Source organism: Bradyrhizobium sp. 154, from assembly GCF_023073875.1.
In the GTDB taxonomy this organism is placed as follows: Bacteria; Pseudomonadota; Alphaproteobacteria; order Rhizobiales; family Xanthobacteraceae; genus Bradyrhizobium.
In genome coordinates, this window is the sequence record NZ_JADPKG010000026.1 from 25669 (window position 1) to 51848 (window position 26180).

The 26180-nt window shown below is 59.4% G+C and carries 17 protein-coding genes, 1 tRNA gene and 2 pseudogenes; 10 read left to right on the forward strand and 10 right to left on the reverse strand.

Features of this window, described 5'->3' with window-relative positions:
- Nucleotides 1-64: 64 nt before the first annotated feature.
- Nucleotides 65-394 carry a hypothetical protein gene (locus IVA92_RS04595; protein ID WP_346015455.1) on the reverse strand — a complete coding sequence of 110 codons (330 nt, stop codon included), beginning with the start codon at nucleotides 392-394 and terminating at the stop codon, nucleotides 65-67.
- Between the two features lie 530 nt (nucleotides 395-924).
- On the opposite strand from IVA92_RS04595, the gene IVA92_RS04600 reads away from it, so the two are divergent.
- Nucleotides 925-1015 (forward strand) — tRNA-OTHER (locus tag IVA92_RS04600).
- A gap of 187 nt (nucleotides 1016-1202) precedes the next feature.
- Here IVA92_RS04600 and IVA92_RS04605 read toward each other — a convergent pair.
- Both IVA92_RS04605 and IVA92_RS04610 read right to left on the reverse strand, forming a co-directional pair.
- Nucleotides 1203-2210, reverse strand: coding sequence for a hypothetical protein (locus tag IVA92_RS04605; RefSeq protein WP_247278631.1), 1008 nt, complete (start codon nucleotides 2208-2210; stop codon nucleotides 1203-1205).
- Nucleotides 2211-2220: 10 nt separating this feature from the next.
- Complete coding sequence (locus tag IVA92_RS04610) at nucleotides 2221-5274, reverse strand: transglycosylase domain-containing protein (protein WP_346658113.1); 3054 nt, start codon at nucleotides 5272-5274, stop codon at nucleotides 2221-2223.
- Nucleotides 5275-5276: 2 nt separating this feature from the next.
- On the opposite strand from IVA92_RS04610, the gene IVA92_RS04615 reads away from it, so the two are divergent.
- Entirely contained in the window at nucleotides 5277-5846 is a 570-nt protein-coding gene (locus IVA92_RS04615; RefSeq protein ID WP_247278632.1) for a hypothetical protein, read from the forward strand.
- 82 nt (nucleotides 5847-5928) lie between these two features.
- Here the strand turns inward: IVA92_RS04615 and IVA92_RS04620 are convergent, their stop codons facing one another.
- From IVA92_RS04620 to IVA92_RS35930, 4 genes are all read right to left on the reverse strand, one after another.
- Nucleotides 5929-6249, reverse strand: a complete 321-nt coding sequence (locus IVA92_RS04620) for a hypothetical protein (RefSeq protein WP_247278633.1) — start codon at nucleotides 6247-6249, stop codon at nucleotides 5929-5931.
- 71 nt (nucleotides 6250-6320) lie between these two features.
- A complete protein-coding gene (locus tag IVA92_RS04625) occupies nucleotides 6321-11135 on the reverse strand; it encodes an NAD-glutamate dehydrogenase (RefSeq protein WP_247278634.1) in 4815 nt (1604 codons plus the stop codon).
- Between the two features lie 980 nt (nucleotides 11136-12115).
- Nucleotides 12116-12487 (reverse strand): hypothetical protein, encoded by a 372-nt coding sequence (locus IVA92_RS04630; RefSeq protein ID WP_247278635.1) that lies wholly within the window; start codon nucleotides 12485-12487, stop codon nucleotides 12116-12118.
- Between the two features lie 184 nt (nucleotides 12488-12671).
- Complete coding sequence (locus IVA92_RS35930; RefSeq protein ID WP_247278636.1) at nucleotides 12672-12875, reverse strand: hypothetical protein; 204 nt, start codon at nucleotides 12873-12875, stop codon at nucleotides 12672-12674.
- 959 nt (nucleotides 12876-13834) lie between these two features.
- Between IVA92_RS35930 and IVA92_RS04640 the strand changes: the two genes are divergently transcribed.
- The 6 genes from IVA92_RS04640 to IVA92_RS35935 all read left to right on the forward strand — a co-directional run bounded on the left by IVA92_RS04640 (nucleotide 13835) and on the right by IVA92_RS35935 (nucleotide 22338).
- On the forward strand, nucleotides 13835-14173 hold the full coding sequence (locus tag IVA92_RS04640; RefSeq protein WP_247278637.1) for an H-NS histone family protein: 339 nt from the start codon (nucleotides 13835-13837) through the stop codon (nucleotides 14171-14173).
- A gap of 1354 nt (nucleotides 14174-15527) precedes the next feature.
- Nucleotides 15528-15737: a hypothetical protein gene (locus tag IVA92_RS04645; RefSeq protein ID WP_247278638.1), complete on the forward strand. Its 210-nt coding sequence runs from the start codon at nucleotides 15528-15530 to the stop codon at nucleotides 15735-15737.
- A gap of 478 nt (nucleotides 15738-16215) precedes the next feature.
- Complete coding sequence (locus IVA92_RS04650) at nucleotides 16216-16452, forward strand: PilZ domain-containing protein (protein ID WP_247278639.1); 237 nt, start codon at nucleotides 16216-16218, stop codon at nucleotides 16450-16452.
- Nucleotides 16453-17679: 1227 nt separating this feature from the next.
- On the forward strand, nucleotides 17680-18390 hold the full coding sequence (locus IVA92_RS04655) for a sulfite exporter TauE/SafE family protein (RefSeq protein WP_247278640.1): 711 nt from the start codon (nucleotides 17680-17682) through the stop codon (nucleotides 18388-18390).
- A gap of 3053 nt (nucleotides 18391-21443) precedes the next feature.
- Nucleotides 21444-21788 (forward strand): hypothetical protein, encoded by a 345-nt coding sequence (locus tag IVA92_RS04660; RefSeq protein WP_247278641.1) that lies wholly within the window; start codon nucleotides 21444-21446, stop codon nucleotides 21786-21788.
- A 358-nt stretch (nucleotides 21789-22146) separates the two neighbouring features.
- Complete coding sequence (locus IVA92_RS35935; RefSeq protein ID WP_122406599.1) at nucleotides 22147-22338, forward strand: hypothetical protein; 192 nt, start codon at nucleotides 22147-22149, stop codon at nucleotides 22336-22338.
- Nucleotides 22339-22639: 301 nt separating this feature from the next.
- Here the strand turns inward: IVA92_RS35935 and IVA92_RS04670 are convergent, their stop codons facing one another.
- On the reverse strand, nucleotides 22640-22825 hold the full coding sequence (locus IVA92_RS04670) for a PRC-barrel domain containing protein (RefSeq protein ID WP_247278642.1): 186 nt from the start codon (nucleotides 22823-22825) through the stop codon (nucleotides 22640-22642).
- Between the two features lie 237 nt (nucleotides 22826-23062).
- Between IVA92_RS04670 and IVA92_RS04675 the strand changes: the two genes are divergently transcribed.
- Entirely contained in the window at nucleotides 23063-23302 is a 240-nt protein-coding gene (locus IVA92_RS04675) for a hypothetical protein (RefSeq protein WP_247278643.1), read from the forward strand.
- Between the two features lie 198 nt (nucleotides 23303-23500).
- On the opposite strand, the gene IVA92_RS04680 is transcribed toward IVA92_RS04675, so the two are convergent.
- Nucleotides 23501-23701 carry a hypothetical protein gene (locus IVA92_RS04680; RefSeq protein ID WP_247278644.1) on the reverse strand — a complete coding sequence of 67 codons (201 nt, stop codon included), beginning with the start codon at nucleotides 23699-23701 and terminating at the stop codon, nucleotides 23501-23503.
- Between the two features lie 1058 nt (nucleotides 23702-24759).
- Here IVA92_RS04680 and IVA92_RS04685 point away from each other — a divergent pair.
- Nucleotides 24760-25278, forward strand: a pseudogene (locus IVA92_RS04685) (3'-5' exonuclease); the annotation flags it as partial.
- Between the two features lie 365 nt (nucleotides 25279-25643).
- Here the strand turns inward: IVA92_RS04685 and IVA92_RS04690 are convergent.
- Nucleotides 25644-26078: pseudogene (locus IVA92_RS04690) on the reverse strand (hypothetical protein); the annotation flags it as partial.
- Nucleotides 26079-26180 lie beyond the last annotated feature (102 nt).

Sequence of the window (26180 nt, forward strand, 5' to 3'; positions counted from 1 at the left end):
CAAGACTGGCCTGGAGAGGTGCACGGTCCGTTTCCGGCACCGGTCCGAGTTGAGACGAATACGATCAGTCTTTACGTGCTGGTGGGCCTCGAACTCGATAGGGAAGCACACCAGGGCAGGCGGAGGTTGGCAAGTATTCCTGGTGCCACTCACAAATGCTTTCCGGCCCGCTGCGTTTAATGAGCATTTTTATAGGCTCGGCCTTGCTTACAACGATGTGCAAGGCAATCAGCGTCGCGCCTACTGGGAACGTTGCCCGATGGGAGCGCACAAAGTCGATCCGGGCCATCAGCAGCATTCCGGCGATGATGATCAAGGGATCAGTGAATACGAAGTACTCAACCTTTAGACCGCGACGAACGCCGAGTGCATCAATTGTGAGTGCAGCAAACATCAAAAGGCTGGCCTTACAAGCAAGCTGCCTGTGGCCCCGGCGCCACGCGTAGATGACACCCGGCACAATGAGCCACGTCAGGAAGACTATGGGGCGCGGGGAGGTAAAGAATCGGCGGCCTTTTGGCGGACTACCAAGTCCCGACGGCCCGAGTTAGGCTGCTCGCCGGTAAGAAAACAGGACCTCCGAAATAGTGGGTTTAGCGATGTAGCGGACCCCCGCTACCAGAAGTCTGCACGATATCAATGCGTTAAAAGGGTCGCGTCGCATCGAATCCCGGTCCGTAGCGCATCGGTAGCGCCTCAGCTTTCGCCTTAGTAACCGAATCCTTGATGGCTTCGTGGTGAATCCTTGATTGGCAATCTCTTGAGGCGTCGTTGCTGCTCGCTCATTCGCTTGAACCTGACTCCTCGATCGTTGTCGTGGGCCCCACCCATCAAGTGGAACTGGCCACGCAATCTGACAAAAGCCCGGGCCAACAATCTAATCCTTGGTAGATCGAGGCCGGACGCGCCTCCGGGTCGCTCGGGGACTCGGGCGACAATGTCGGCCGCGAACTCGCTTCTGCGGTTCAGCCCTCTCAAGGCTGAAACAGGGGTTCGATTCCCCTAGGGAGCGCCAAATGCACGATATTCCGCGATATTTTGGGATGGGAGTCCCGATCGGGAGTGCCAGCCTCTTGAGCGACTGATCTTGCAAGCGGTGGCGGCAGGAGTCTTGCCCTGGCTCGGAGACCTGTTTGCCAGTTCTTCGGGGTTTCTCAGACGCCTGTCGACTGCAAACGCGATTTGTCGTTGCCGCACACGATCTATTCCCGCTCCATCATGTTGGCGATCGCCTTGATGCGGCTTCTGGCGTATTTCGGCAGGCCGGCGCTCAGCGAATCGCCGCTGTTGAAGGAGCTCTTGCCCATGAGCAGTTGCGCGGGAACGAGGTTTCGCAGAACGGGTGTATTGCTGTATTCCCTTTGCTTGTTCAGCACGTCGTTCCTGACCGCAATCAGGATGTAGACCGTTGCGATGGCGGCTTCCCGCTCGGTCGGATGCTGTTGCAGAACCGCAAGCAGCTTGCCGAACTGGATGACCTGGTTCACCCAAAAGATGTTCTGCTCGAGCGCGCTGGTGACTGTGGAGTCGAGCCCTGTCAGGCTCGGCAGCTCGGCAAGGCGCGGCTGCGTGACCAGCATGATCTCACTCTGGAACTCGATGAAATCCGGAATCGGTTTTTTGCTCTCCTCGCGCAGCTTGTTGGCAAGCTGAATGCCCGCCGGAATTTTCCCTTCGAACATGTAGCGGGACCGCACGCAGATCGCGTTCGCGTCCTCGCACCAGCGGCGATCCGGCGGACGGTTATGCGCGGCGCCCGCGTCTTTGTTGGGAGCATCATCGCCCGCCGTGATGGGCCAGTGCTTGACGGCCGGATCGATCTGCTCAAGGAACGCGACATTTGCATACCGCGACAGATCCAATGCCGCTGCCGGTCTTGAAAGTCGAAACCGCGCCTCCGCCTGGTAGACCGAGAGCTTCAGCTTCGTTTGCTGGTTGAGCGTGGGCTCAACGAAGCTCGGGAAGAGCGAGAGGAAGCGCCGCTGAACCGGACGTGAGCGGGCCCAATCGTCGAAAGGAATGAGCTCGGTCGAGGGATCGGCGAGCTTGTCGTTGCGTTGGTCGGCGAAGATGACGGTGCGCGGTTTGATCTGATCGATCGGGACGCTGGCGGGTGCGGGCACGTCCTCCAGCTGGAATTCCTGCGCGGCCGCACCTGTGCAAGCGGCCACGCAGGCAGCGATGAGGACAGCGGCACGGTGGAGTCTCATGGGTCAATGCTCAATTCAGCCGCCGCCAGAAATAATCGGGATCGACTCGGAGCGGCGGTCGCGGGAGGCGGTCCTCGTCATAGGAAGGTCCGCGCCAGGAGGGATATTCGCGCGGACCAAGACGCCAGGTCGGGAATGGAAAGGGCGACCGGTTATCGCCGTAATGGCGGTTCTCATAGGACCACTGCTGGAATGGCCTGTCTTCGTCACGACCGCCACGATAGGCGTAGCTTTCTGCACGCGAGACGATCCGAAATTGCGTATCATCGATTCTGCCCGACGGATCCCTCTTGAGATACTCGGTGAAAGCGCGGCCCGAGCCGGCCGGTGAAGGATCGCCGGTATAGGGATCGATCGACAGAGTAGCGAGCTGATGCATTGCTTCGCGCGAAGGGCCGTTCAATGCCGTCTTGGGGGCGTGCAGCTCCCAGGCTGCCTGCACGATCGGCTCGAACATCGGCAGGGCCACTTCTGATCCGGTCTGGCCGGGGCCAAGGGAGCGGCGTCCGCCATCGCTGTTGTCGTAGCCGACCCAAATGGCGATGGTAACGTCATTTGTGAAACCGACGAACCAGGCGTCGACCGCATTATCAGTGGTGCCAGTCTTGCCGCCGACAAAGGGCGAAAGATGCTTCACCACGCGCGCGGTTCCGCGCGCGAGCACGCCCTGCAGCATTGATTTCAACTGGTAAAACGATGCGCGGTCGGCCGAGCCGATCCAGTCCAGCGCACGCGGATCGTGCTGGTAGATTGGTCGGCCGTCCTGTTCGATCGTTTCGATCGCATGGGGCCGGGGCCGGGCGCCCTCGTTGGCGATCGCTGCATAGAACGCGGCAAGGTCGATGAGCCGCACGGTTTGGGCACCGAGCACGAACGGGTAGTAGCGCATGCAGTCCTTGTAGAGCTGCGCTTCCATCGCGAGCTCGCAGACTCGGTCGAGGCCTCGCTCGGCACTGTCGTCGAGCCCGGACGCGAGCAGTTGCACGGTGGCGAGATTGCGGGAGGTTTCCAGCGCACGTCGCAGTGTAATGGCGCCCAAAGCGCCGCCGTCATAGTTCTTCGGCGACCAGAAATCGCCCCGGCGCGCGTGGACCGTCGCGCCGATCGGAGTCAGGGTAATGGGTTCGTCCATCACCAGCGTGTTGGGTTGCAATCCCTTGCGAAGGGCGGCGAGATAGGTCAGCGGCTTCAAGGTGGAGCCGGGTTGGCGCAAGCTCTGGACGACGCGGTTGAGCTGGCTTGCCGGATACGAAAAGCCGCCCGCCATCGCGAGAATGCGGCCGGTTTCGTTACCGAGTACGAGCGCCGCTCCCTGCACCGTCGGTCGAATACGCAGGTCGGCACGCGCCGCTTCCTTGCCCTTGGCTTCGCGCGGTTGCACGTAGACTACATCGTACGGCTTGAGGCCGCGCTGAATCGCGGCGCCCCAGGTGTTCAGCGGCAGGATTCTTCCGTCGGTCAGGCCGACGTTGATCGCATGGCCACGCTTGCCACGCGCATTCTCCAGGACGACCGCCGATTGCCAGTGAACGTCGTAGAGAGATAGCCGCGTCGCCTTCAACGCCGCGAGCCAAGCCGGTTCCGTGGTCTTCAGGTCTGCCGCAATACGACGGACGTCATCGGAAATGTTCGCCTCGGGTCCCTCAAATTTGTAACGGCCGGTGTTCAGCTCGTACCGCGCGAGGCCCTCCTGCAATGTCGCTTCGACTACGCGCTGCAAGGCCGAGTTGACGGTCGAGCGCACCGTGTAGGAGGAGTTGGTGAGAGTATCAAGGCCCGCGGCCAACTTTGCCTCGCGGGCGATGTGATCGACGAAGTGAAAGCCGAAGTCCCGTCGCGTCGGCCGGTACTCGACCAGCTGCGGCAATTCTGCCTTCGCCGCGGCGGCGTCGATCATGGCGTCGTCCCGCATGCGGCCAAGCACGTAGGCAAGGCGCTCGCGCGCGCGCTCGGGATGGTGGTCGGGGTTGAAGTAGTTCGGTCCCTTGGCGAGCCCTGCGAGGAGGGCGCCCTCGACAGCGGAGAGCGCCTTGGCCGGTTTGCCGAAATAGCTGCGCGCCGCCATCTCGATGCCCCAGGCTCCGCGACCGAGATAAATCGAGTTGAGGTAGAGCTCGAGGATTTCCGCCTTGGTCAGGGCGCGCTCCATTCGCGAGGCAACGATCATTTCGCGCAGTTTTCTTTCGTAAGTGATGTCGTTGCCTACCAGCAAGTTCTTGGCGACCTGCTGCGTAATGGTCGAGCCGCCCTGCGGCCGGCCCGGGTGCGTGAAGTTGCCGATGAAGGCGCGGACCAGTCCGCGCTCGTCAATGCCGGTGTGTTGGAAGAAGCGCTTGTCCTCGGCGGCGACAAATGCGTTGCGCACCGCTTCCGGGACATCCGCAAGCTTGACCCAGATGCGGCGGTTGTTCGGCACGTAAATCTCGGCAAAGCGCTCGCTCTTGTTGTCTAGGACTGTGCTGGTGCCAGGAAGCCTGAGGTGCTTAAGCTGCGCCGCGTCGGGCAGATCTTTGACCGCGCTGTTGTAGAAGGCGATGACCTGACCAAGATCGACCGGAGATTCTTCCACGTTTTCGACCTTGCAGAACTGCCTATAGGCCACCTGGAGGTTGGCCAGATTCAGTCCTTTGAGCGCCTTGATCTCGCTGTTCAACGCCTCCTTGTCATCCATGGCAGTGGCAATCAGATCGTCCAGGTTGATGTCCTCGATGTCGAAAGCCTTGCGCATGTGGGCGCAGCCGGCACTCAAAAGCTGCGCCACCTCGAAGCGGTCGCGCACCGCATCGAACTCCGTCTTGACTCCATCCGGCCGGGTAGTGACCTGGCTGAAGGCAAGCGCCGTGGCGAAGATCTTGATGAGTATCGAGTCCATGACCGGCCGACGGTCGAAAAAGCCGCCTCCGTAAGGTCGTCGAACAATAACAAACAAGACTGTGTTGAGGAAAAAGTTCCTGAGCTGCCGCCACCCGCTTCTCCAGGCCTTCATGATTGCTCCGACCTGGCCGCGGTCGCGGAACCAATGCCGAGGCCCGTGCGTTTTAGAAAGACCGAATTGGCACCGCACTCATGAATGCCCCTCTTCCAGTCGTGCTGGCCGTGGCGCTCCTCAGCGCGGCCATCGCCACGATGCCTGCGGATGCCGCTCCTCGAAAAAAGAAACTTGCCGCAGTCTCGCCTGCAGCTACCCTTGCTCAGCCGCCCACGGACAGATTTTTGGCCTGCGATGTCCGGGTGCGAGATTATCTTCGCGAAGGCGGAGCGGTGACGCGGGTGACGAAGATCGAAGTGGACGATGCCCGACTGCAGTTGAACATTCATCATGAGTACGGGGAGGCAGGAAAGTCGTCTCGAAAATACCTCCGCGGGGACACTGAAGAAGAAATGCGCAAAAATCTGCGCGGAATATTGGATGAGTTCGCTGCGGCTGCGAAGGCGGCAACGGCTGGTCGCGCTTGGTATGTGGTCGCTGCTCGCAAGGTCATGCCGGACCCCCGCGACGGTTCGGGCGAGACCACGAGTCCGTGGACCGCCGTCGTCCTCGCGGATTTCGACGGAAAATGCAGACCTATCACGTTCTATCAGTCTGTCGACCGGACCAAGCTCGATCCTGAACTGAACAAGAAATTGGATGAGTGAAGCTTTACGCCTGAATTGATTTGCAGTCGTTGCAATCGCAATGCCGCCAATCAAGCGTCGCCGTTGCAGCGCTTTTCGTCGCTCACCGGATCCTTGTCATCACGTCGGGTCGGTTTTCCTCGAGCCAGGCCACGGCCTCCGGTCCGTCGACGACGCACTCGAAGGTTTCCCAGGTCGGGTCCTCCAGGGATTCTGATTGCAGTCGCTTCGCCGCATACTCAACGAGGTCGTGCAGCCGTTCGTATCCGCGTCGGCCCTCGAGGGAATCTGCAATCGCGGTACTGGCCCATCCTCGTTGGGCCAAGTCGATAATGCTCGGAGCGTCAGCCTCGTTGAACCAGGGTGTGGCATCGAACTCGATGCAGCGGACATTGTCGGCGGTATGGCAAGTGGCGTGGATCATTGGATTCCTCCCTTCGCCGGCGACAAGTGGCGCTGGCATTGCACGTGTTACATCGCTGCCTCGCAACGTCCTCAGGCTTTGACCAAGTCCCCCAGCAGGTTCGCCGCTACCGTCAGCTTGGCGAGCGTCAGGCCGCTGGCAGCAATCTCCTCGACCGAGCGGCGGATGCGCGTCGCTTCGGGGTGAGCCGCGAGCCAGGTCTCGACGGCCTGCTGGCCGGACTGGCCGGTCGCCAGCATATCCGCGGCCAGTCTTCTTTCGGCGCCAGCGATCTGCTCAACGGCGCGATCGATGGCTAGACGTTCGAAATAGTCGTTTGCCGGCACGTGGCGCGCGGCGGCAATGATGCGGTCGAGACGGAAATTCGCCTCGGCGGCAAAGAACGTCGCGGCGGCGTCGCCAATGGGGCGGGTGGTGCGCTCGGCGACCGTCACGATATCGGGTGCCGAGACCAGAGCGTCGAGATCGGCGAGCTCGCCGGCAAGGCCGGCCGGGACGCCAGCGTCCGTCAGGTCCTGCCGACGCTTGGCGCGTGCGGCCAGTAAGTCCGGCGGCAGGGTAGTGTCGAGCGCGGCGACAATCTGGCGGATAGCCGGGCCGAAGCGCGCGACCACGGCCTCCAGCCCGCCCCTGAAATCGACATTGCGCACATACCAGACCATGCGGGAGAGCAGGAGGTCCTGCACGGAAGCGTAGAGCGACAGCTGCACCTGACCGTCGATGCAGGCGTCGAGTGCACCGATCGCGTCATTGAGCCCCTTAAGACCGTAGCATTCATCGACCGCCACATGGGCCATGACGATGGTCGGGATATCGGCGTCCGTCTCGTCGATCAGGCGTACGACACTGGCCGGGCCGCCGCGGTTGATCACCGCATTGGCGAGGCTGGTCGCGATGATCTCCCGCCGCAGCCGATGCAGTTCGGCCGCTGTCGGGAACTTGTCCTGAAGCTCGCGCGGAAAATACTGAGACAACTCGCGGGCAAGATAGGGATCATCGGGCACGCTGGTGACGAGCAGGTCATCGTAGAGGGTCAGCTTGGCGTAGGCGAGCAACACGGCCAGCTCGGGCCGCGTCAGGAACTGGCCGCGCCGTGTGCGCTCGGTGAGCGCTGCGTCGTCGGGCAAGAACTCCACCGCGCGGCTGAGCAAGCCGCGCTGCTCGAGCGACTGCATCAGGCGGGCGAGGAAGCCGGTCTCGGCCACGCCCTTGCGCTCGGCCAGCGAGAGCGCCAGCGTCTGCAGATAGTTGTTGCGCAGCACCAGCGCGCCGACCTCGTCGGTCATCGCGGCAAGCAGGCTGTTGCGGTCAGCGAGGCTGAGGCGTCCCTCGCGCTCGGGACGCGCCAGCGCGATCTTGATATTGACCTCGACGTCGGACGTGTTCACGCCGGCCGAATTGTCGATGGCGTCGGTGTTGAGCTTGACGCCCTTCTGCGCCGCTTCGATGCGGCCGCGCTGGGTGACGCCGAGATTGGCTCCTTCGCCGATCACCCGGGCGCGCACGTCGCCACCCGCGATGCGGATCGGATCGTTGGCGCGGTCCCCGACCTGATCGTCGCTCTCCGCCGACGCGCGAATATAGGTGCCAATGCCACCAAACCACAGCAAGTCCACGCGCGCTTTCAGGATTGCCGTCATCAGTTCGAAAGGCGTGGCTTGTGGCTTGTCGAGATCGAGCAGGGTGCGCACTTCCGGGGCGAGCGGGATGGCCTTGAGCAGGCGCGAGAACACGCCGCCGCCCTGCGAGATCAGCGACTTGTTGTAGTCCTGCCAGCTCGATCGCGGCGCATCGAACAAGCGCTTGCGCTCAGCGAAGCTGATCGCGGGATCAGGCGAGGGATCGATGAAGATGTCGCGATGATCGAAAGCCACCACAAGCTTTGTCGCCGGCGAGAGCAGCATGCCATTGCCGAAAACGTCGCCGGACATGTCGCCCACGCCGACCGCGGTGAATGGCGTGGTTTGAATGTCGGTGCCGAACTCGCGGAAGTGGCGCTTGACCGCCTCCCAGGCGCCGCGCGCCGTGATCCCCATCTTCTTGTGATCGTAGCCCTGGCTGCCGCCGGATGCGAAGGCATCGCCGAGCCAATGGTTCTTCTCGGCCGAGATCGCGTTGGCGACGTCGGAGAAGGTGGCGGTGCCCTTGTCTGCGGCGACGACGAGGTAGGGGTCGTCGCCGTCGTGGCGCACGGTGGATTCGGGCGGCACGACGATGTCGCCGTCGAGATTGTCGGTGAGTTCGAGCAGCGAGCGAACGAAGATGCGATAGGCTTCGGTGCCCTCCGCGAGCCAGGCGTCGCGATTGGAAGGCGACGGCAGGCGCTTGGGCACGAAGCCGCCTTTGGCGCCGACCGGCACGATCACGGCGTTCTTGACCTGCTGCGCTTTCACCAGGCCGAGAATCTCGGTGCGGAAATCCTGCGGCCGGTCGGACCAGCGCAAGCCACCGCGCGCAACCTTGCCGAAGCGGAGGTGAATACCTTCGACACGAGGTGAATAGACGAAGATCTCGTAGAGCGGTCGTGGTGCCGGCAGGTCATCGATCCTGCGCGCGTCGAACTTGAAGGAGATCACCGAACGCGGATGTCCATCCTCGCCGACTTGCCACAGATTGGTGCGAATGGTTGCCTGGACCAGATTGGTGAAGCGGCGCAGGATGCGGTCTTCATCGAGCGAGGCGACGGATTTGAGCTGCTCCTCGATCTCGGCAAGGAGGGCCGTCTCTCGTGCCGAACGCTCGGCATCCGTGGCGGCGAGGCGTGGATCGAGGCGGGCCTGGAACAGCGCGACGAGGGTGGCCGTGATCGCGGCGTTCTTGCGCAAGGTCGCCCACATATAATCCTGGGTGAACGGCGCGCGGATCTGGTGCAGATAGCGCGACAGCGCCCGGATGGTCGAGACTTCCCGCCAGCCAAGGACCGTGCGCAGGATCAATCCGTTGTATCCATCGGATTCGGCGCGATCGCGGACCACCGCCATGATCGAGGCTTCCAGGCGGTGGCTGAAGTCCGGGTTGATCTCGATCGGCTCGCCGTCGCTGGTCTCGATCGTCATGTCGTGCAGCCAGACCGGCTCCGGCCTGGTACCCGGCACGATCTGATAGGTGCGTTCGTTGACCACGCGCAGACCATGATTTTCGATTACCGGCACGCGGTAAGACAGCGACAGCGGTGCGGCGTCCGAAAACACCTTGAGGCCGAAGCGCCTGGGATCGTCCTCGCCTTCCAGACGGTGAACCGAGATCATCACCGGGCGGGCTGGCGTGAGCTTTTCGATTGTCGTGATATCGGTGATCGCCTGCTTCGCGCCGAACACCTCGGTATAGCCGCCGCTAAAGGCCCGGGCATATCGGTTGGTGAGCATGCGCGCCCGCATGCCGTCGGTCGAGGCGGTGAGCGCTGCCTTCAGCTTGTCGGCCCAGGTCGCGGCGATGGCGCTGATCCCGGCTTCGAGCGTGGCGCGTTCGATGACGGGCGTTTTGCCTTCATACCGCCCGACGATGTAGTGGACGCGCGCAAGCGATCCTTCGGGGAAGGACACGTAGGATGCCGCTAGCGTTCCCTTGTAAACCTGCGCGAGGAAGTTGGCGACGCGCGTGCGCACGTCGGTATCGTATTTGTCGCGCGGAATGAAGACGAGGATGGAGACGAAGCGATCAAACTTGTCGATGCGTGCCAGCGCGCGGACGCGGGGGCGCTCATAGAGGATCAGGATCTCCATGACGAAATTGTAGAGGGTGTCGATGTCGACCTGGAACAGTTCGTCGCGCGGATAGTCTTCGAGAATGTGTGCCAGCGCCTTGCCCGAATGGCTGTTCGGGTCGAAGCCGGCGCGCTGGAGCACCTGTGAAACTTTGTGGCGGACATAAGGAATCTGTCGTGCCGAGCGGGTGTAGGCGCCCGAGGTGAACAGGCCGACGACACGCAGTTCGCCCTCGAGCCGGCCGTCGGGCGTATAGAGCTTGATGCCCACATAATCCATCCGGATGCGGCGATGGACGCGGCTGGAGACATTGGCCTTGATGACGATCAGCAGCGTCGGCTCGCGCATGAACTCGCGGATTTCCGAGGTCATCACCACCATTTCGCTGCCGCGGCGCAGCACCTTCACATCGGGATCGCGGAGGATGCCGAGGCCTTCGCCGGTCGTGATGTCGTCGGACGCATCGCTGTCCGGCGAGAAGCGATATTCGCGCACCCCGAGAAAGGTGAAATTGTCCGCGCACAGCCATTGCAGGAACTGATTGGCCTCGGCGACCTCGTCGATCGGCAGCGGCGGCGGATTGGAGGAGAACGTCTTGATTGCCGCCTCAACGCGCTCGCGCATGGCGCGCCAGTCGGTGACGCAGGCGCTGACGTCGTTCAACGTGCCGGCGAGGCCGTCGATCAGCTTCTGACGATCCGCATCGGCGTCCAGGCGAGTGATGTGGAGATGAATCAGGCTCTCGCGCGCGCCCTTTGCTCCCGCCGGCAGTGATTCGCCGTAAAAGCGCAGGAGCTTGCCTTGGTCATCGCGCTCCACCGCGATGATCGGGTGAGCGACGAGGGTGACTTCGATGCCCTGCTCGGCGAGCTCCGCCATCGTGGAATCGAACAGGAAGGGCATGTTGTCGTTGAGAATTTCGAGCACGGAAATCTCGCGCCCGTCCGGCATCATCGGATTGACGACGCGGATATCGGCGCTGCCGGCCGTGCGCTGCTGCACGTGCTCCCAGGCCTGTTCCGCCAGGAAGGCCAGCGACGAGGCATCGTGATTGGCGAGATCCTCGACATTGGTGTAGCCGAACAGAAGCTCGGCAAAGGCCCGGGGGCTCCGGCCCGGCTGCACGCTGCCCGTTGCCTCGCGGATGAGAGTTGCCCGTGCCCTGTCGTCACGCCACGCCATAATGTCCTCCGTTTGTCGTGCCGTCCGACCGCTGCCGCGATCATCAGCTTGATCTGGAGTGCATCTCTTTGAGCGCCGCGATCGAGTGCTGCGCGAAATCCTCGGTCTCGAAGCTTCGACGGCTTCCGACGACAATACTACGATCCCGGAGCAAAAGGCGCTCGCCGTCGTGAGGCGGGCTGAAATCCCCTACGACAGCGGGCCGACCGGCGTCGAATGATTGACGACAAGAAAAATCACAAGCAATTTCAATTGTGTATGAGTTCGCGGTTTTGTTCTGGACGGCGCGCCAGCAAACTCAGGCACTTAGGTAGCCATCAGCCGCGTTCGTTGAATAATGGTTGAATAAGACGCCGGTGAACAGCGGCGAACGCTTGGGGAATTTGCTGCCGACACTAGCAGACTAGCCTTGGCGCGATGCCTCACTGTGGCTGGCGCATTCGCGAAGAATTTCCTCGTCACCCTTTGGTGTCCGGAAACATTCAAAGCGCCGCTGACATGCGCTGTCGTACGCGAGCGCCCTCGGATGTTCGCATTGACGTTGCTCGTCGCACCATCAACTCTTGCCCAGTCGAGCTTTGTGCGAATGGAGGGCCACGTGAGATACAATCGACGAGAGGAAACTGGCGGACAACAGTCACAAGTCAGTCTATCCGCTCCGAAAGCAGCAGAACCGAGCACGATGCCATTCGCCCAGCGGCTCACCTGCACGATTGACCATGCATGCGAAGTGACCGGCTTGGGACGCACGAAGCTTTACGATTGATAGGGGCTGGGCGTATCGTCACGACAACGGGTCGGACGTCGGCGACGCCGAAATGCCAGACCCGTGGAGGACAGAACCAAGAAGAATTCCTGTGCTTTCAGGGGGTCTGTTGAGCCGTCGACCTCAAGCTTGGCAGGTTGCAGAGGCATCGACAAGAGTGCAGCTTCGTCGCCACGTCCCATCGACACCCATGATGCTGACCGTATGCTTGTGTTCAAAGCGAACACGGTGCGTTTTTCGGTTGTTCTCCATCATCTGCAATCCCCAATTTCAAATCAGTTTCTCCAAATAAATGCGCCGCCTCCCTGAGCGTCTCTGCAATAAGCAAATCGATCTTCGTCGACTGAGCCAGTAGAGTCGTTCTCGTCGCTTCATTCAGTTGTGTCTGCCCCACGATCAATCGGATGCAGCTATTTGCGAGCTCAAGAATGAAAACAGCCCGACGGATGTCATCTGCTGTTTGAATGTCGAGAGCTTGAACCTGCGACAACAGAGCGGCGACATTCGCCACAATGCCGGGCAGTCTCTGGGGACTTGTCTCAGATTTCGCCTTGTATGGCTGCCGGAATTTTAGCACTGAAGACATGGTCGCAATTCTCAATTACGGATCGGCGTCGCTTTGCCGAACATGAAAAACACGAGACTATGAAAAATAGAGCTGTACGCGAAATACAACGGGGCAGGCCAACTTGGACTAGTCTTGCCATAATGACGACCACCACGCCGGCTATCTGTAGATTGTCGTGTCCGAGAATTTACGCCGAAGCAGTTTACAAACAGTTATGAGGTTGCGAGCAGTCGGTGTTGCAGTATGCAAGTTGCGTCACGAACGCTATCGAAGTTCGGCAACATTGGCCTAGGACAATTCGTTTTCTGCTCTTGCGCCACTTATTTGCAGAGTAAGGCCCGGGTATCGCGGAGCCTGTGCTTAGAACGAGCAAGTCACGCCTCCCATTGCGATAGACATCAAACACTTTTCGCCCCCGCTAATCCAATCGAAGTAAACACAAAATACGTTTCGGTCATTCTAATCGACCAGCTTACAACCTCGAACCGCGGTGCGGGTTGTAAATGTGCAACGCTCCGCGACTTCTGCTACACGACGTGCCAGGCACGAAAACGCCGTCGACCATCTTGAGGCGCACCAGCGACCGCGGCGCCGTTCCGATAAGAGAGGGAAACCGATTTTTGGCCCGCGAGTATGAGAAGAGCGAATCGCGCCTCGATCGATGAGAGCATGCACTAACTCCGCGGAGGCTAGACCGGCCATCTATTCAGGAGAGCGGCCGCCCTTCGTGTCGGCCGACGTGGCACTTCGAAATACAGCAACGAGCCGATCGGCTTCCCAAAGCTCAACGTCGTGCTCGCCGCACATTTGCTCGGCTCGACGTCTCGCAGCTTGTTCGTCAATGCAGTCGAGCTTTGCGGCGCAAATGACTCGCCTGCCGCTCTCCACCACGAAGACTTTGTACCGCATGGCCAGTCCCCCAACGGGACCGCAATCGTAATCCGACGTGGGTGTGAGGCAGTGCCAAAAGTGAGTGCACGTACGCGGAACCTTTGTACGTGTGGCAATTCGGCTATACCAGCGCTCTAGAACTCATCGATGGCTCAGCCGCGTAATCTCGCGGCGTGCCGAACCGTGCGGCTCGAGCTTAAGATTGAGAAGCCCCCAGCGTCATCAGCAGCGAAAGCCCAACCGGTCAGGGCGTTAAGTTTGTGGATGTCACGATATCGGTCTGCGAGCCGCTAGCGAGAGTTACCCCTCGCACCATTAAAAGCTTCGCCACGATATTACCGCCGTGGTGCCTTTCTCCCTGCTACCTCCGCATTTAAATGTGGATTGTACGGCTAATATTTAGCTGGTGGCTTGTCTGCTCCTTCATTCCCGACTTGTCTGCCTGGGCCTTCTCCCAAGAATTTGGATCGAGCCATGGACACCGCGCATTTAAATTCGCTCTCCCTTGACGAGCTCTGGATACTTCACGAACAGGTCACCGCCAGCCTCACTCAAAAAATGTTGGTGCAAAAAGCGAAGTTGGAGGAACGGCTCCACAGGATGGGACTGGCCGGCGAGGCCACACGGCTCGATCGTAAGCGCCGTCCATACCCGCCCGTTCGTCCCAAATATCGCAATCCGAAGAACCCGGCGGAGACATGGTCCGGTCGCGGCAGGCTGCCTCGGTGGCTGCGGCCGCAGCTTCGAGGCGGCGGGAAGTTGGATGAGTTCCTAATCGACCAGGCTTCGGTTCAAAAGTCGGCAGTCAATTGAGCGCTGCGGGGGCATCCGGTAGATCACTCCTTTGGTCTTCTGCGCGATGCACCACTGTCTTATTCGTGCCGAGATGCATCGGCTGTTAAGGGTTGGTTTAGTTCCCAGCATGATCATTGGGGGCCACAAGGGACCCGAGCATGCCACTGCATCATGCGAATACCTTGGAGAGGTTCGAGACGGTCGTGGATCAAGGCAGTTGCGAGCTCGCGACCTGGCCCGTCACTCTCGACCAATCAGATTTCTCGACCTCGAATCGAGATGAGATCCTGGCGCTATTGGCGCCAAGCGGCCATCCAAATCGCACCATTTGGCTCGTCGTGGCCGCATTGGCTGGGGGCTTCGGGTTGGGATGGGCTGGGGCTTGGTACGGTCCTGCAACTATCTCGGTTCTCCACCCAATTGCTCAGGTAGAAACGGTTTCGCGCCGCATGCCGGACACGAAGTCAGGCGGTAGGATCGAAAGCGCCCGAAAGATAGCATCAGCATCAGCCTCGCGAACACCGCCTGGTGTAGGTCAGCCCTCCACAATAAGCGCGGGCCTTGCTCCGAAGCCCCTGCCCAAAGCGTCGAGTGGGGCGCAATCGGCGGAAGCTTCGAACCAAGCTTCTTCGGCTGTCGAGGCGGACGTGTCTGTGACCGGCTCGCTCGGGTCTACGGGGCAGCTCCTGTCGGTCCCCGAGACAAGACCAACACTATTGGAGGTTGGGCAGTCCTTGACGTTCGCGGCGGAACGGCAGTGCTCGAAGGGCCCGATGGGATTCGAATGGCTGCACGGGGCGACGTGATCCCCGGCATCGGGCGGATCGACTCTATCGTGCGTTGGGGTAACCGTTGGATAGTTGCGACTGCGAGCGGATTGATTGCCACGCGGTAAGAGGCTCGCATAGCGCGACGAAAAAAGTGCGCTAGCCTATCAAGGGACAAGCGGGCGCGGAGAAGATAGGCGGTCATCCTGTCGCGCGATTCCGCGCGATTCCCAAGAGAGGGTTACCGAGACCTCCTCCTGCAACCATCGCCATAGGCGGCTGGGTAGAACTTGTCCCGCTGCCAGCCCGAGACGCTATGGTGCGAGCCTATTTAAATTGTCAAATTAAATACCGTTCTCCGCTGCGAAGGGAACTAGCGCCTCTCTTCACCCGGCGCGGCACCAAAAATGCAAGATAATACAAAGGGGTGGCGTCGGGCATTCGAGCCTGCGTTAATCCATCGATTATTATCTTTATTATCCAATTAAAACATCATATATTATCTCAGATTTAATTACGACATTTAATGTTCCAGCGCCATTTCAGCTCCGGCAGTCTTCCTTTTAGGAAAAGCCTGAGGACCGTTTGCATTGGAGGAGAGGACAATGCCTCAACGTAACATCCGGCCTCCGACTGAAAACGACATAGGCAAACTTGAAACCTCGGCCGTGAAAGTGCCGAGCGCAGAGATTGCTGCTCAGTTCGGGGGAAGTCCCGCAGCACCGGCGGTGGTGTTTCTAAAATTGTTATTGACGAAGCCGGAAAGTTTAAAGCGCAAACATCCCGGTCCGGACCCTGGCCCGCGCAATGATTAGAGCTGCGAAAAGAACGGAATCGGCGGATTGCCGGAGAGGGGCGTCAGGGGCGCCGGTCGGCTCGAAGCAGCGCGCGCAAATCGATTTCACTGCCGCGGCAGCACTAAAAAAATGGCCTTCAATTGGAAATCAACGCGCAGCGGCATCGCTTAGTCCATATCTCGTAATCGAGGGCACTTTGGACGCATGCATCCGGGGTCTCCTAGCGAAGCCCGCCAGCCAGCGTCATCTCTATGAGATACATACTGCTCCGCAAACGCAACTTATTACGGCCGTACTGACCGCAGAAGAGATATCCGAAATCGCTCGGCTGCGGGATTTTCTTTGAGGCAAGCAAGCCCTGCCGCTGCCGACGGGGCGTTGTTGGACTGACTGGCACAACTGTGAACCAACTCTTCGGTGACACTGGAAGGCATGCACCATCACCGCCGATTCATTGCCATGCGTAATTTGCGCTCCTCGGAAATTGGAGGACACTATGGATGACAACAGCCCTCGTTCGAAAGAAGTTGCAAGAGTCGGCTTGATCAGCTTCGGCCGTTCGAAAACCGATTGCACTATTCGCAGCATATCTGCCTTCGGCGCAGCCCTCGATCTTGCCGCAGATGAAAAAATTCCCGACGAATTCGCGCTGACTGTTATTCCCGACGGTGACTTGCGCCGCTGCGCTGTTGTCTGGCGCAAAGAGAAACGTGTTGCTGTCGCGTTCTATTAATTGATACGTCGGTATCAATCGCGGGCCAGGAATGCCGCCCCAGATCTTCTAATATGGCGCGCGGCTATGAGGCCATCTTCCGCTGTTGCTCTGGCCCCAGAGCGTCAGACCGTTCCGGGACCCAGAGGAAACGATCGCGTTCTCGAGGAGTGATTCCGAGCGAGACCGTTGGTGCAATCTAGGCAAGGGGAGGCTCTGGCGAACCCTGCCACACCGCGAGACAGAGGCTGGTTCGAATAGATCAGGGCTTAGCCACGGAGAAGAACCAGCTGAGCCGCCAGCCAGGAACTATTCTCCCGATCCCGAGTCAGAATTGCGCCGTTTTACTCGCGGGCATTCCGCCGGGTTCGAGAGACCGTTCCAATGCGCTACGTAGCGTACGCAGTAGATTTGTCCGGAGTGGCGCTGGCCATTTACGAACTGGAATGTGCGGGCGATGACGAAGCAAGGCACCGAGCCGAGAAGTTTCTCGAAGCCCATCCGATTATAGAAGTTTGGGATAGAGTGCGGCGCGTTGCGCGGCTCACCCGTGCAGCAGCCGTAAGCGGCGACTGATTACGATCCAGGCCCGTGCATCTGTGCTCATTTCGAATAGGGGCCTATCATGAGTAATCCCTGTGCGGCCTGGTAACACAGTCCCCGGCATTGAGCGCGTCGACTCTAGCGTGCGTTGGCGCAGCCGCTGGACAGTTGCACTGCCAGTGGATCGATCTCGCCCCCCAGCATTCGAACGCGACCCACCAACCAGATACGCGCGCGCGAATCCGCACAAGTCGTTCACAAGCTGAGAGGCCGCTGAAGAGCGAAGTCTCGTAGATTTACCAGTCGGGGCCTCCGTAATCGTCATAGTCTCGAACTACGTATTCCCTCGTGAAGGGCTCGACCGGACGCCAGTGCTCTCGAATGACAATCGTCGGGGTCGGAGCCTCCAATAGTCCCGATGCATGACAATTGTCGGCGACGGCGGGTAAAGATAGGGCACATGAACACGCCAGCAAACGTCTCCCCTACACGCGATGGCAGCCGAGGCGCCCGTAGTGGAGAGCGCAAGAAGACCAGCAGCGACGCTGGCGGCTAAAACTGCGCTCCTGCCGAACGACCGGTTCAGCTGGTTCATGTTGTCCTCCCCGTAACAGCGTTTCTTCTTTGCTGCGTCGAAACAAAGAGACGCACGGCTGATCGCTTGTCCACCGTCGACAATCAATTGACCACATTAAGGGGCACGTCATGAGTTCTGCGATTTCGTTCGATCTTGCGATTTTCCTGCTAGGTACTTTCGCTGCCGCCTTTGTGACCTGGCTCGCGGGCTTTGCATTCGGCATGGTCGCCGCCGGAATCTGGCTTTTTGCTCTGACACCCGTACAGACGACAACATTGATCTTGGCCTATGCGCTTCTGGTGCAGGGCTACTCGACCTGGCGGCTGCGGCGCACAATCCTTCCGTCGCGGTTGTTACCGTTCGTCGTTGGCAGCGCCGTCGGGATCCCCGTGGGCATCGTCGTTCTTGAATTTGCATCGGCCTTGCATCTGAGGACGGCTGTCGGGCTGCTGCTGACCGCTTTCAGCCTTTACAATTTGCTGCGCCCGAAAATGCCCGATTTGAAGGGGGCGGGGCGAACCGCGGACGCTGGCATTGGCTTCGTCAATGGGGTGCTTGGCGGCTCGACCGGGCTTGGCGGTATTCTGCCGACCCTGTGGTGTGTAATGCGCGGTTGGCCCCGAGACGAACATCGTTCCGTATCGCAGCCGACGGCGGTCGCACCTTCGCCATATCGCTACTGGCCCTCGGCGGGATGGGGCTCGTTACCCCGGAAACGAGCCGGCTGTTTTTGGTTGGTCTTCCGGTGCTGGTCGCCGGAACGCTGCTCGGATGACCGACGGATGGCGCTGAAGTCTTCCGAGCTGCCGGCGGGAGTTGGCGAGAGCTCGTCCTCGTAGGGCGGAACGATGATCGCGACGACCTCTCGCTTTACGCCCGGGATACCCAAAAGATGGGATTGCACCTCAAATCGAGTGTGGATGTGAGGGCCGGCACGCTCTGCTATGATTTTCATCCGTTGGATACAATCTGTTTGGTCGGCAAAGCAGAGGGCAGCCCAACCGCGCTCTCGGATCGTGGTACGCGATACTTGCAATGCAGCGGGAGGTGCGTAGTAGGGGTGGTCAGCACTGTAGAAAGCGGCCCCGAATGCCAACGCATCATCTCCACTGATGGCTCTAAGTGGCATCCTCGTGTTGAGGTGCCAAAGCCGCGTCACCTCGAGGGCGGCCGACTTGTAGAAGCTTCGACCTTCTTCGTAGCCATGAGTATTGCGGTAAACAGCATGCACGGGCGCGCCCACGAAGGCGGCAAGCAGTGCTACCGCTGCAACGAAGATGGCAAGGTTTACACGATGAAATTGCGATATTCTGGAACGCGCACTGCATACCATCACGAGGATAAACGAGAACAGCCCTTGCACAGCCCACAAGGAAGGCATGTCCGTTCCAACCGCGAGCGACGTCAGCGTGGGCAACAAAATCGTGCCGCCTGCCACAAGCAATAGCAGCCTAAGCGTCGGGAGCAAGGAATCATGCATTGTTGAATAGATCAGTGTGGGACCAACGAGCGTCAGAAGTCGGCTCTTCCACTGAGTTCCCGAGCACAGGGCAGCAAGCGCTGGATGGCTGAAGAGGACAAAAACTGCTTACCATGATGTCTGAAGAAGCTTCTTGGTACGACCTGGCTAGGTCGCTGAAGCGGTCCGTCCAAGCCATCCGTAGTAGAGCGATCAAGCTCAGCAGAGCTGTGAGCCTAATGATCACTAAGACGGATACTTGAATTGACGACCCAACGTCGCCGATGGACGCGCGAGGATGAAGCCAAACTCTTAGAGATGAGAGAGGCAGGAAAGTCCTGGCAAGAGATCGTCGAAGCTCTTGGAACGAGCCGCATGTCTGTAGAAGTGCGCGCTGCCGAGATGAAGCGGAAACCTTTAGAAACCCGCTAACGGCAAGCGGCGTTTTTCCAACAATAGACGCGTGCCATACCGATGGTGAATAGTTGAAGCCTACAGATGCCGAGCGGCTGCGAAAGGAGGCGCAGGAATGCCGCCAATCGGCCCGCCTGGCGGAGAACGAGGCCGATCGGGAATCATGGCTTAGGTTCGCATCAGAATGGGAGATTCTTGCACAGGCTAGTGACAGAGGCGCAGTATTTTTCCTGAAAGGTGAGCACTAGCCGCTCTCCGCAATGTACCGTTAAACAAGACCACTTGTCGCATTGAACGGTAGTTACGGCCGCCGAAGAACTCTCCTTCTGCGGGCCGACTTCCGGATACGCCGACCACTGCCAATCCGTCTCGCGTTAGCGGCGCGTAGGCGCCCTCGGAGCGTCTGCAGTTCCCCGAAAAATGCGAGCAGCCCCTCGACCCGTTCGCGCAGAATAGCCGAAAAGTTGAAAACCTGACCTCGATTACTCATCACCGCCTCGAACAATTCTATTGAAACGATGTGCAGGCGATAACGGGAAAGTATGCAATTAGAGGTAGGAACATGCAAGCCTCAAAAGACGACCGGTAGCGTGAACGTGGAAAGGCGGACACCATACTGTCGTTGCTCGTCTGTTTCGTTGCCTTTCGGGTCGGCTGTCGTTCGAAAGTCCGGCAGCGGATCTTATGCCGCAGCGCACGGAAGCGGCGCCCTGCTTGCTTCCGCACTGCTGGTCGCCCCGCTCCGCGATCGAGAGGCCGCCGAGGGCTGGCGAAGCCTGTGGTGCCGGAGAGAGTCTTGGCATCATGTGTGGTGCTCCCAACCCGCTCAAACGTGGTGACGAATGCTGCGAAGGCTGTGATTGTCACTGCGATCGCGAACAATAGGATCACGGTGCGGTCGGGATTCGGCTCAGTACTCATGAGCAACTCCACTCAGGCGGCTTGGCGGCTGAGCTGTCTGCGCAAATAGATGGATTAACTTCGCTTCGAGTGCTTCGGTCGGCCGCGCGTGAAGAACTGCGGCAAGTTCGCCGTCGTGACCCCGCCGGCGCTGACGGCGTTGCTTTCGACGTCGTTGACGTCAACCGCCATCGCGAAGTCTGGAGGGGCCTCATCCATCATCATGAGCATCACCACCGCGACCGCGGCTGAGCAAGACAGCCGATCCGAGTGAGAGCTCAGATTGAACCAAAGCGCGCCCCCTTTAAAGCGAGCATCCCCCAACAATGGGTGCCGAGTAGACCAGCTAGCCCCAGTCTCGAGTCAGCCCCGGACTGGGGCCTTTCTTTGCCTGCGGCGAACTATCGTGGCATCGGTGGCGCAACAGCACACCGGTCGAGCTTAAGACAGGCAACAACCCAGGACAATCGGAGTCCCGCCCCCAGGGTGCCATGTACGTACTGGGGCTTCCAGTCTGCCTTTATGCGGCTTGGGCTACCATTCGGGATCGTCGAAGCTGCCATACTCCCGCACGATGTACTCCCGCGTGAAGCGCTCCACCGGACGCCAGTGCTCGCGAATGACAATTGTCGGAGTTGGGGGCCTCCAATAGTCAGGATGGATGACTATTGTCGAAGACGGCGGGTAGAGATAGGGCGTATGAACACGCCAGCAAACGTCTCCCCTACACGCAATGGCAGCCGAGGCGCCCGTACCGGAGAGCGCAAGAAGACCAGCAGCGACGCTGCCAGCTATAACTGCGCTCCTGCTCAATGGCCGATTTAGCTGGTTCATGTTTTCCTCCTCCGCGACGGTGTTTCTTCTGGCTGAAACAAACCCCAGCAGAAACCAGCAAGTTTCAAGCCTCCAACATTAAAACTCACCTTCGAAGGCAGCCGTCTTCAGCCACCAGATGCGTTCGCCTCCACTCTATTCCGCATCGCGGTAGCGCAATGACCGCGGCCGGCGGCATTCGATCAACTTCGGCGTAGGGACGATCGGCATAAGCTTGCTTGCGGTTGCAGAAGGGCTAGGATGCATCCGCATTCATACTGTCCTTTTTTCCGATGGAGCATTCCCATGATTGATATCCATGTCCTACGAATACCGTCCGCCTTTATCTGCTTCGTGCTTGCTTTCCTTGCCGCAAACGAAGTTGCCGTGGCAGATCCAGTTGGTCGTTACGAGTGCAGCGTTATTGGTGCGCCAATCCAGGATCAAATAGGCGACCGCGACGGTCATGCGCTTAGCAGCGTGCAATACGCGTGTTCAGGCGTGGACGGACTGCTGAAGGGCGCTGTTTATACGTCTATGAACGTGAGTGAAGCCGACGGACCTCAGAGGCTCTCAGTTGGTGGCCTTTTGCATGATGCAATTCCAGCCATGGTGGCACGGCCGACAATCGGTTGGCTGTGCTGGCCGTGAGAGGCAAAGCGGTCATTACTGTCCCGCGCGGTGCCCCTATATTTAGTTAAATTTGGGACGTTCGCGTGCGGACTACCCTTTTAGTTCTTGGGCTATGGCTACTGATCAACGTTTTGTTTGTTGTGATCACGATGCCCCCTCGCAAGCCACGCTTGCCACCTCGACCAGTGCGGCCGTCCTTGATCGAAGCATTGGATGCAATCAAGCGCTTTCTGAAAATACTACGCCGCTGAAAAGTCAGACGATTGCGCTGTCATTTAAACCAGTCAAACACCGGACTATCACCCGTCATTTTAATCTGCGAGACTTTCCATCCGAGACCAACAATGTTTTGGAAAAAACCTGAAGGAGGTTCGCAGTGGAGAAGGTGCGACGCTTGCGCGCGATGGGTTCGCTGTGCCGTCAACAGGCCGCGTACAACAGCATGAACAAATGGAAACTCCTCGCGGACGCGGAATGCTGGGAACACTTGGCTGAGCTTGAGCTGTCGTCCCACTTCCGGGAATGCAACGTCGGTAGCTCGACCAGCTCGCTTGATCTGGCCGGGTGAGAAAACCCTTGCAATACGGGGATGAGAACCGACCCAAGGAGCCAACTCTTCAAACATCGGGGGCGTGCAATGAGTAACCGTAATCGGGCGTACAACCGCGTTGTCCTGTGCCTGCGCGCTCAGGCGCTTCTTTCTCAGCTTGCCGAACTTGAGACCCTTCGAGGCCGAGTGCGAGAGGCCGAGGAGAATACAGCTCTCGATCAATCGGCAGACCCGGTGAAGTCAACCATTCACTGATTGATCGCAGGTCGTCGAGCGCGCGCTGCTGGGAGGGTAACGCTGCCACCGGGCGCACGGCCGATCAGCCCTCAATGTGTTTCATCGTCGAAACCGGCCAGCGACCTTCATGTCCCGCGACCGAGATGCGAAGTCCGTGCTCATCATCGAGGAAGACGCGATCAATTGTGCCAGCCTTGCCGTCAGCCAAGACGACGGTCTTGCCGACCAGCTCCGTCTCGGCCTCGTGCAGTTCGCGCAAGATGTTCATCGCTCGCGCGTCGCCGGTACTTGCAGCACTCACGAATGCACTCTGTTTGGTGCGAATTCTTGCGGTCTATTCTACCACTCTGGCATTTTGACGCGAGTGTGCAATCGGCGGGCGTTCGAGGGCACATGGACTTTTTGAAAGCGATAGACATCAAGCGTGAACTCCCCAACTCAGATTTCCGTGGTTTTCCTTTGCGTCACTGGAGTAATGTTGCTCTCGGCGTTGGGGAGCGTGGGGATGGCGCACTACCGAGCTTACCTTCTGGATCAGCACCGCCACGTTATAAGCGTGGCCAGTTTGCAGTGTGCCGACGAGCAGGACGCAAGAGAACGCGCTCAGCAGCTAGTTGATGCCAACGACATCGAGCTATGGCAATTCGATCGGCGTATCGCCGTGTTTGAAGCGACCACAAACCGAACCTCGCAGACAGCGGGACATAGCACGCCGGAGCAGACGCAGCGCCATCCGGACAAATGAAGCGTACGAACTTCAGCGACTTCTCGGTCCCCGGCATCTGTGTTGCGGATCATGGGCGCGGGATAGTACGGGAAGACACCGGCATCGGCTGCAAGGCGCCAACGCATCGGTTGACCATGCGGAAGACGCGAGAATGAAGGCTTGATGGTGGGTGATGCTGTAGAGGTAGCACACCGAGAAACCGCCGGCCTGCTCGACCTAGATCATCCGCTCCTTGGTGACCCGCAAGCTGCGAACGTAATAGCCCTGTCTTTGAACGGCTGACTTGATCTCGTCGCTGACTTTGAGAACTCGTTTTCTGCTCTTGCGCCACTTATTCCGAGAGCAAACTACGGGTATCGCAGCGCCTGTGCTTAGAACGAGAAAGTCGCGCTTATCATTGCGATAGACATCAAACACTTTCCGTCCCCGCTATTCGTATGAAGTAAGCTATGAGAGTATGTTTCGGCCCGTCTCGATTGATGAGCTTAGTATCTCCAATGGCTGTGCGGGTTGTAAATGTGCAACGCTCGGGACTTTTGCTTCGCCGCGTTCCCGAATTTGGAACGAACTGATGCAAAGCCCGGATCATCGTCTAATTGAGGCGCGCCTTAGCGCAAGTAGTAAGAGCTTGCCGAATTCCGCCATAGGTGCATGAGCAAATGCGCGGATGATCAAAATTAACTGCTGTGCGCTACTTGGCCGCCAATCAGGACAGCATCGGGCATGAGCGTTAAATCAAGACGAACCTGCTTTTCGAACCATGTTCTGAAGTTCAGCGCGAACGCAGCCGTTGCAACGATTGCGGCGTAAACAGCTACACACCAAAGCGGAACATACGGTTACTACGCTCCGCGCACCTAAGGCTCAGGCGTGTTCGTCGGATCGTTGAAGCCAGCAAGTAATCCGAGGAGGCGCGCTCCTGCAGGAGGAGCAGACTACCGGCTCGTCGGGCACATGCATTCCGAGTTCACGCGGTGCGGACCAGCGAAGCGGTTCACCTCCGTAGAATTCATTGGCAATCAAGGCATTCAGGTCCGTTGCACTAGAGCGATGATAACAGCGTCGATATAGCGTGCACACATGCTTAGGATGGCGACACATCACGCAGCTCGAATCGTAGTAAGGAACCGCTGACACCACTTCGCGCCGCGCGCCCATACTGATCTTTCCCGCCATAGCGGCCACCGAACCAATTCGGTGGCACCGACCCAATCATCGGCGAGAAGTTTTCCAGAACATTCTAGATGCGGCAATGCGCTCTGACGCAAGTTTGGTGCAGCGCGGATTAGTCGGCACCGATTAGTCTGGCTTGAAGCAGATCGATTTTCCCGCGACCGTACCGAGCGACGCAGTAGCCGAGGTTGCGGCGCAGTCGACGCGCTCACCTCGTGAGCGCGACCGGCTTGAACGCGGTCACCAGCGCCTTCTCCAGCTTTCCGGCCATGCCGCGCAGTATATCGTAGGCTTCCGCGCGCGAGCTCGGGATGGTCAAGTTCGACTACACGCCGGACGGGCGGATCGTCTGCGTCAGAGACACGTTTTCCGCCTTCAACGAGCCGTCCGCGCCGATCCCGGCGGAGGTGACGTCGATCACCGGCATCACCGACGAAATGGTGGCTGGCCACAAGATCGACGAGGCCGCTGTGAACGCCTTCGTCGACGATTCGGTGGTCGTGGTCATCGCGCACAACAGCGGGTTCGATCGGAAATTTTTCGAACGCTACTGGCCCGTGTTCGAGCAGAAGGCGTGGGGCTGCAGCACGAGCGAGATCGACTGGCGCAAACACGGCTTCGCGGGCTCGCAGCTCGGATATCTGCTGAACGGCGCCGGCTTCTTCCACCAGGCGCACCGGGCCGTCGACGATTGTCATGCTCTGCTGGAAGTTCTCGGGTTGGAGCTACCGGCCATCCGGGCGCCGGCGCTCGCGCTCTTGCTCGAGAACGCCCGCAAGCCGACGCTGCGGGTCTGGGCGGAGCAGACCGCGTTCGAGCTCGCGCTTCGCCGCCTAAAATCCCGACACAGAACTCAATTCTCGGGGTCGGGCTAACGGCTCGAATGGCCTGAATAGTCCGCGAGTCCTTGATCGCTGATTCAGAAAGGGAGAACGCCGACGGGGCGGTTAGGGCGCCCTTGGATCCTAGAATACGTCCCGGCAGCCGGTGGGAATGGAAGGCCGCTACCATGTCGTATGTCCCCGCGGTGACCCTCGAACCACGACTTCAGCGGGGAGTTCGCATAGCGCCCGTCATCTCGCGCAAGTATCGCGGTCGTGAACAGCAGCAGTGCACAGAATGGAACCGCAACGTACTTCATCGCATTGGATCGCCAGCATTTTATCACCTCGGCCATCTTGGACAGTCAGTTTCGAATCAGCGCCGCTGGCGCCATGGGCAAGGAGCGCAGGAACACGAAGCGGGAGGTCACAGGTATCTCCGCATCGAGGCGACCATCGTGGCCGATGAGAATGAGGCCCGCTCCGCCATTTGCCACGGGCAGGATGACTTCTTCACCAGTCCATGTCCGGATCGGGTTCATCCCGATCACCAGAAACTCACCTACAGGCTGGTCCAGATATTGAAGTCTAAGCTGCGGGGCGATTTCGGGCGGTGCAAGCCCGAAGCCCAGTTGCTGCGCGAGTTCGTAGATTTGCCGCAACGGCACCGTCTCGCCCTTGAAGCCCAGGTCGGCCGCTGTAACTGTCACAAGTGTAACCGCCGTTCTGGTGGTGCTTAGGGTAAACGCGGGTCGAGCAAGAGCCTCCGCGGCCGAGTAACCGACGCCGCAACCAATCGCACTTGACCTTGCCCCCTGGACTTAATCCAGATTGAAGTTCGCTCTGGCCCATATGAGGACCAGAGCATGAAGCACAGCCGCTTTACGGAAGAGCAGATCATC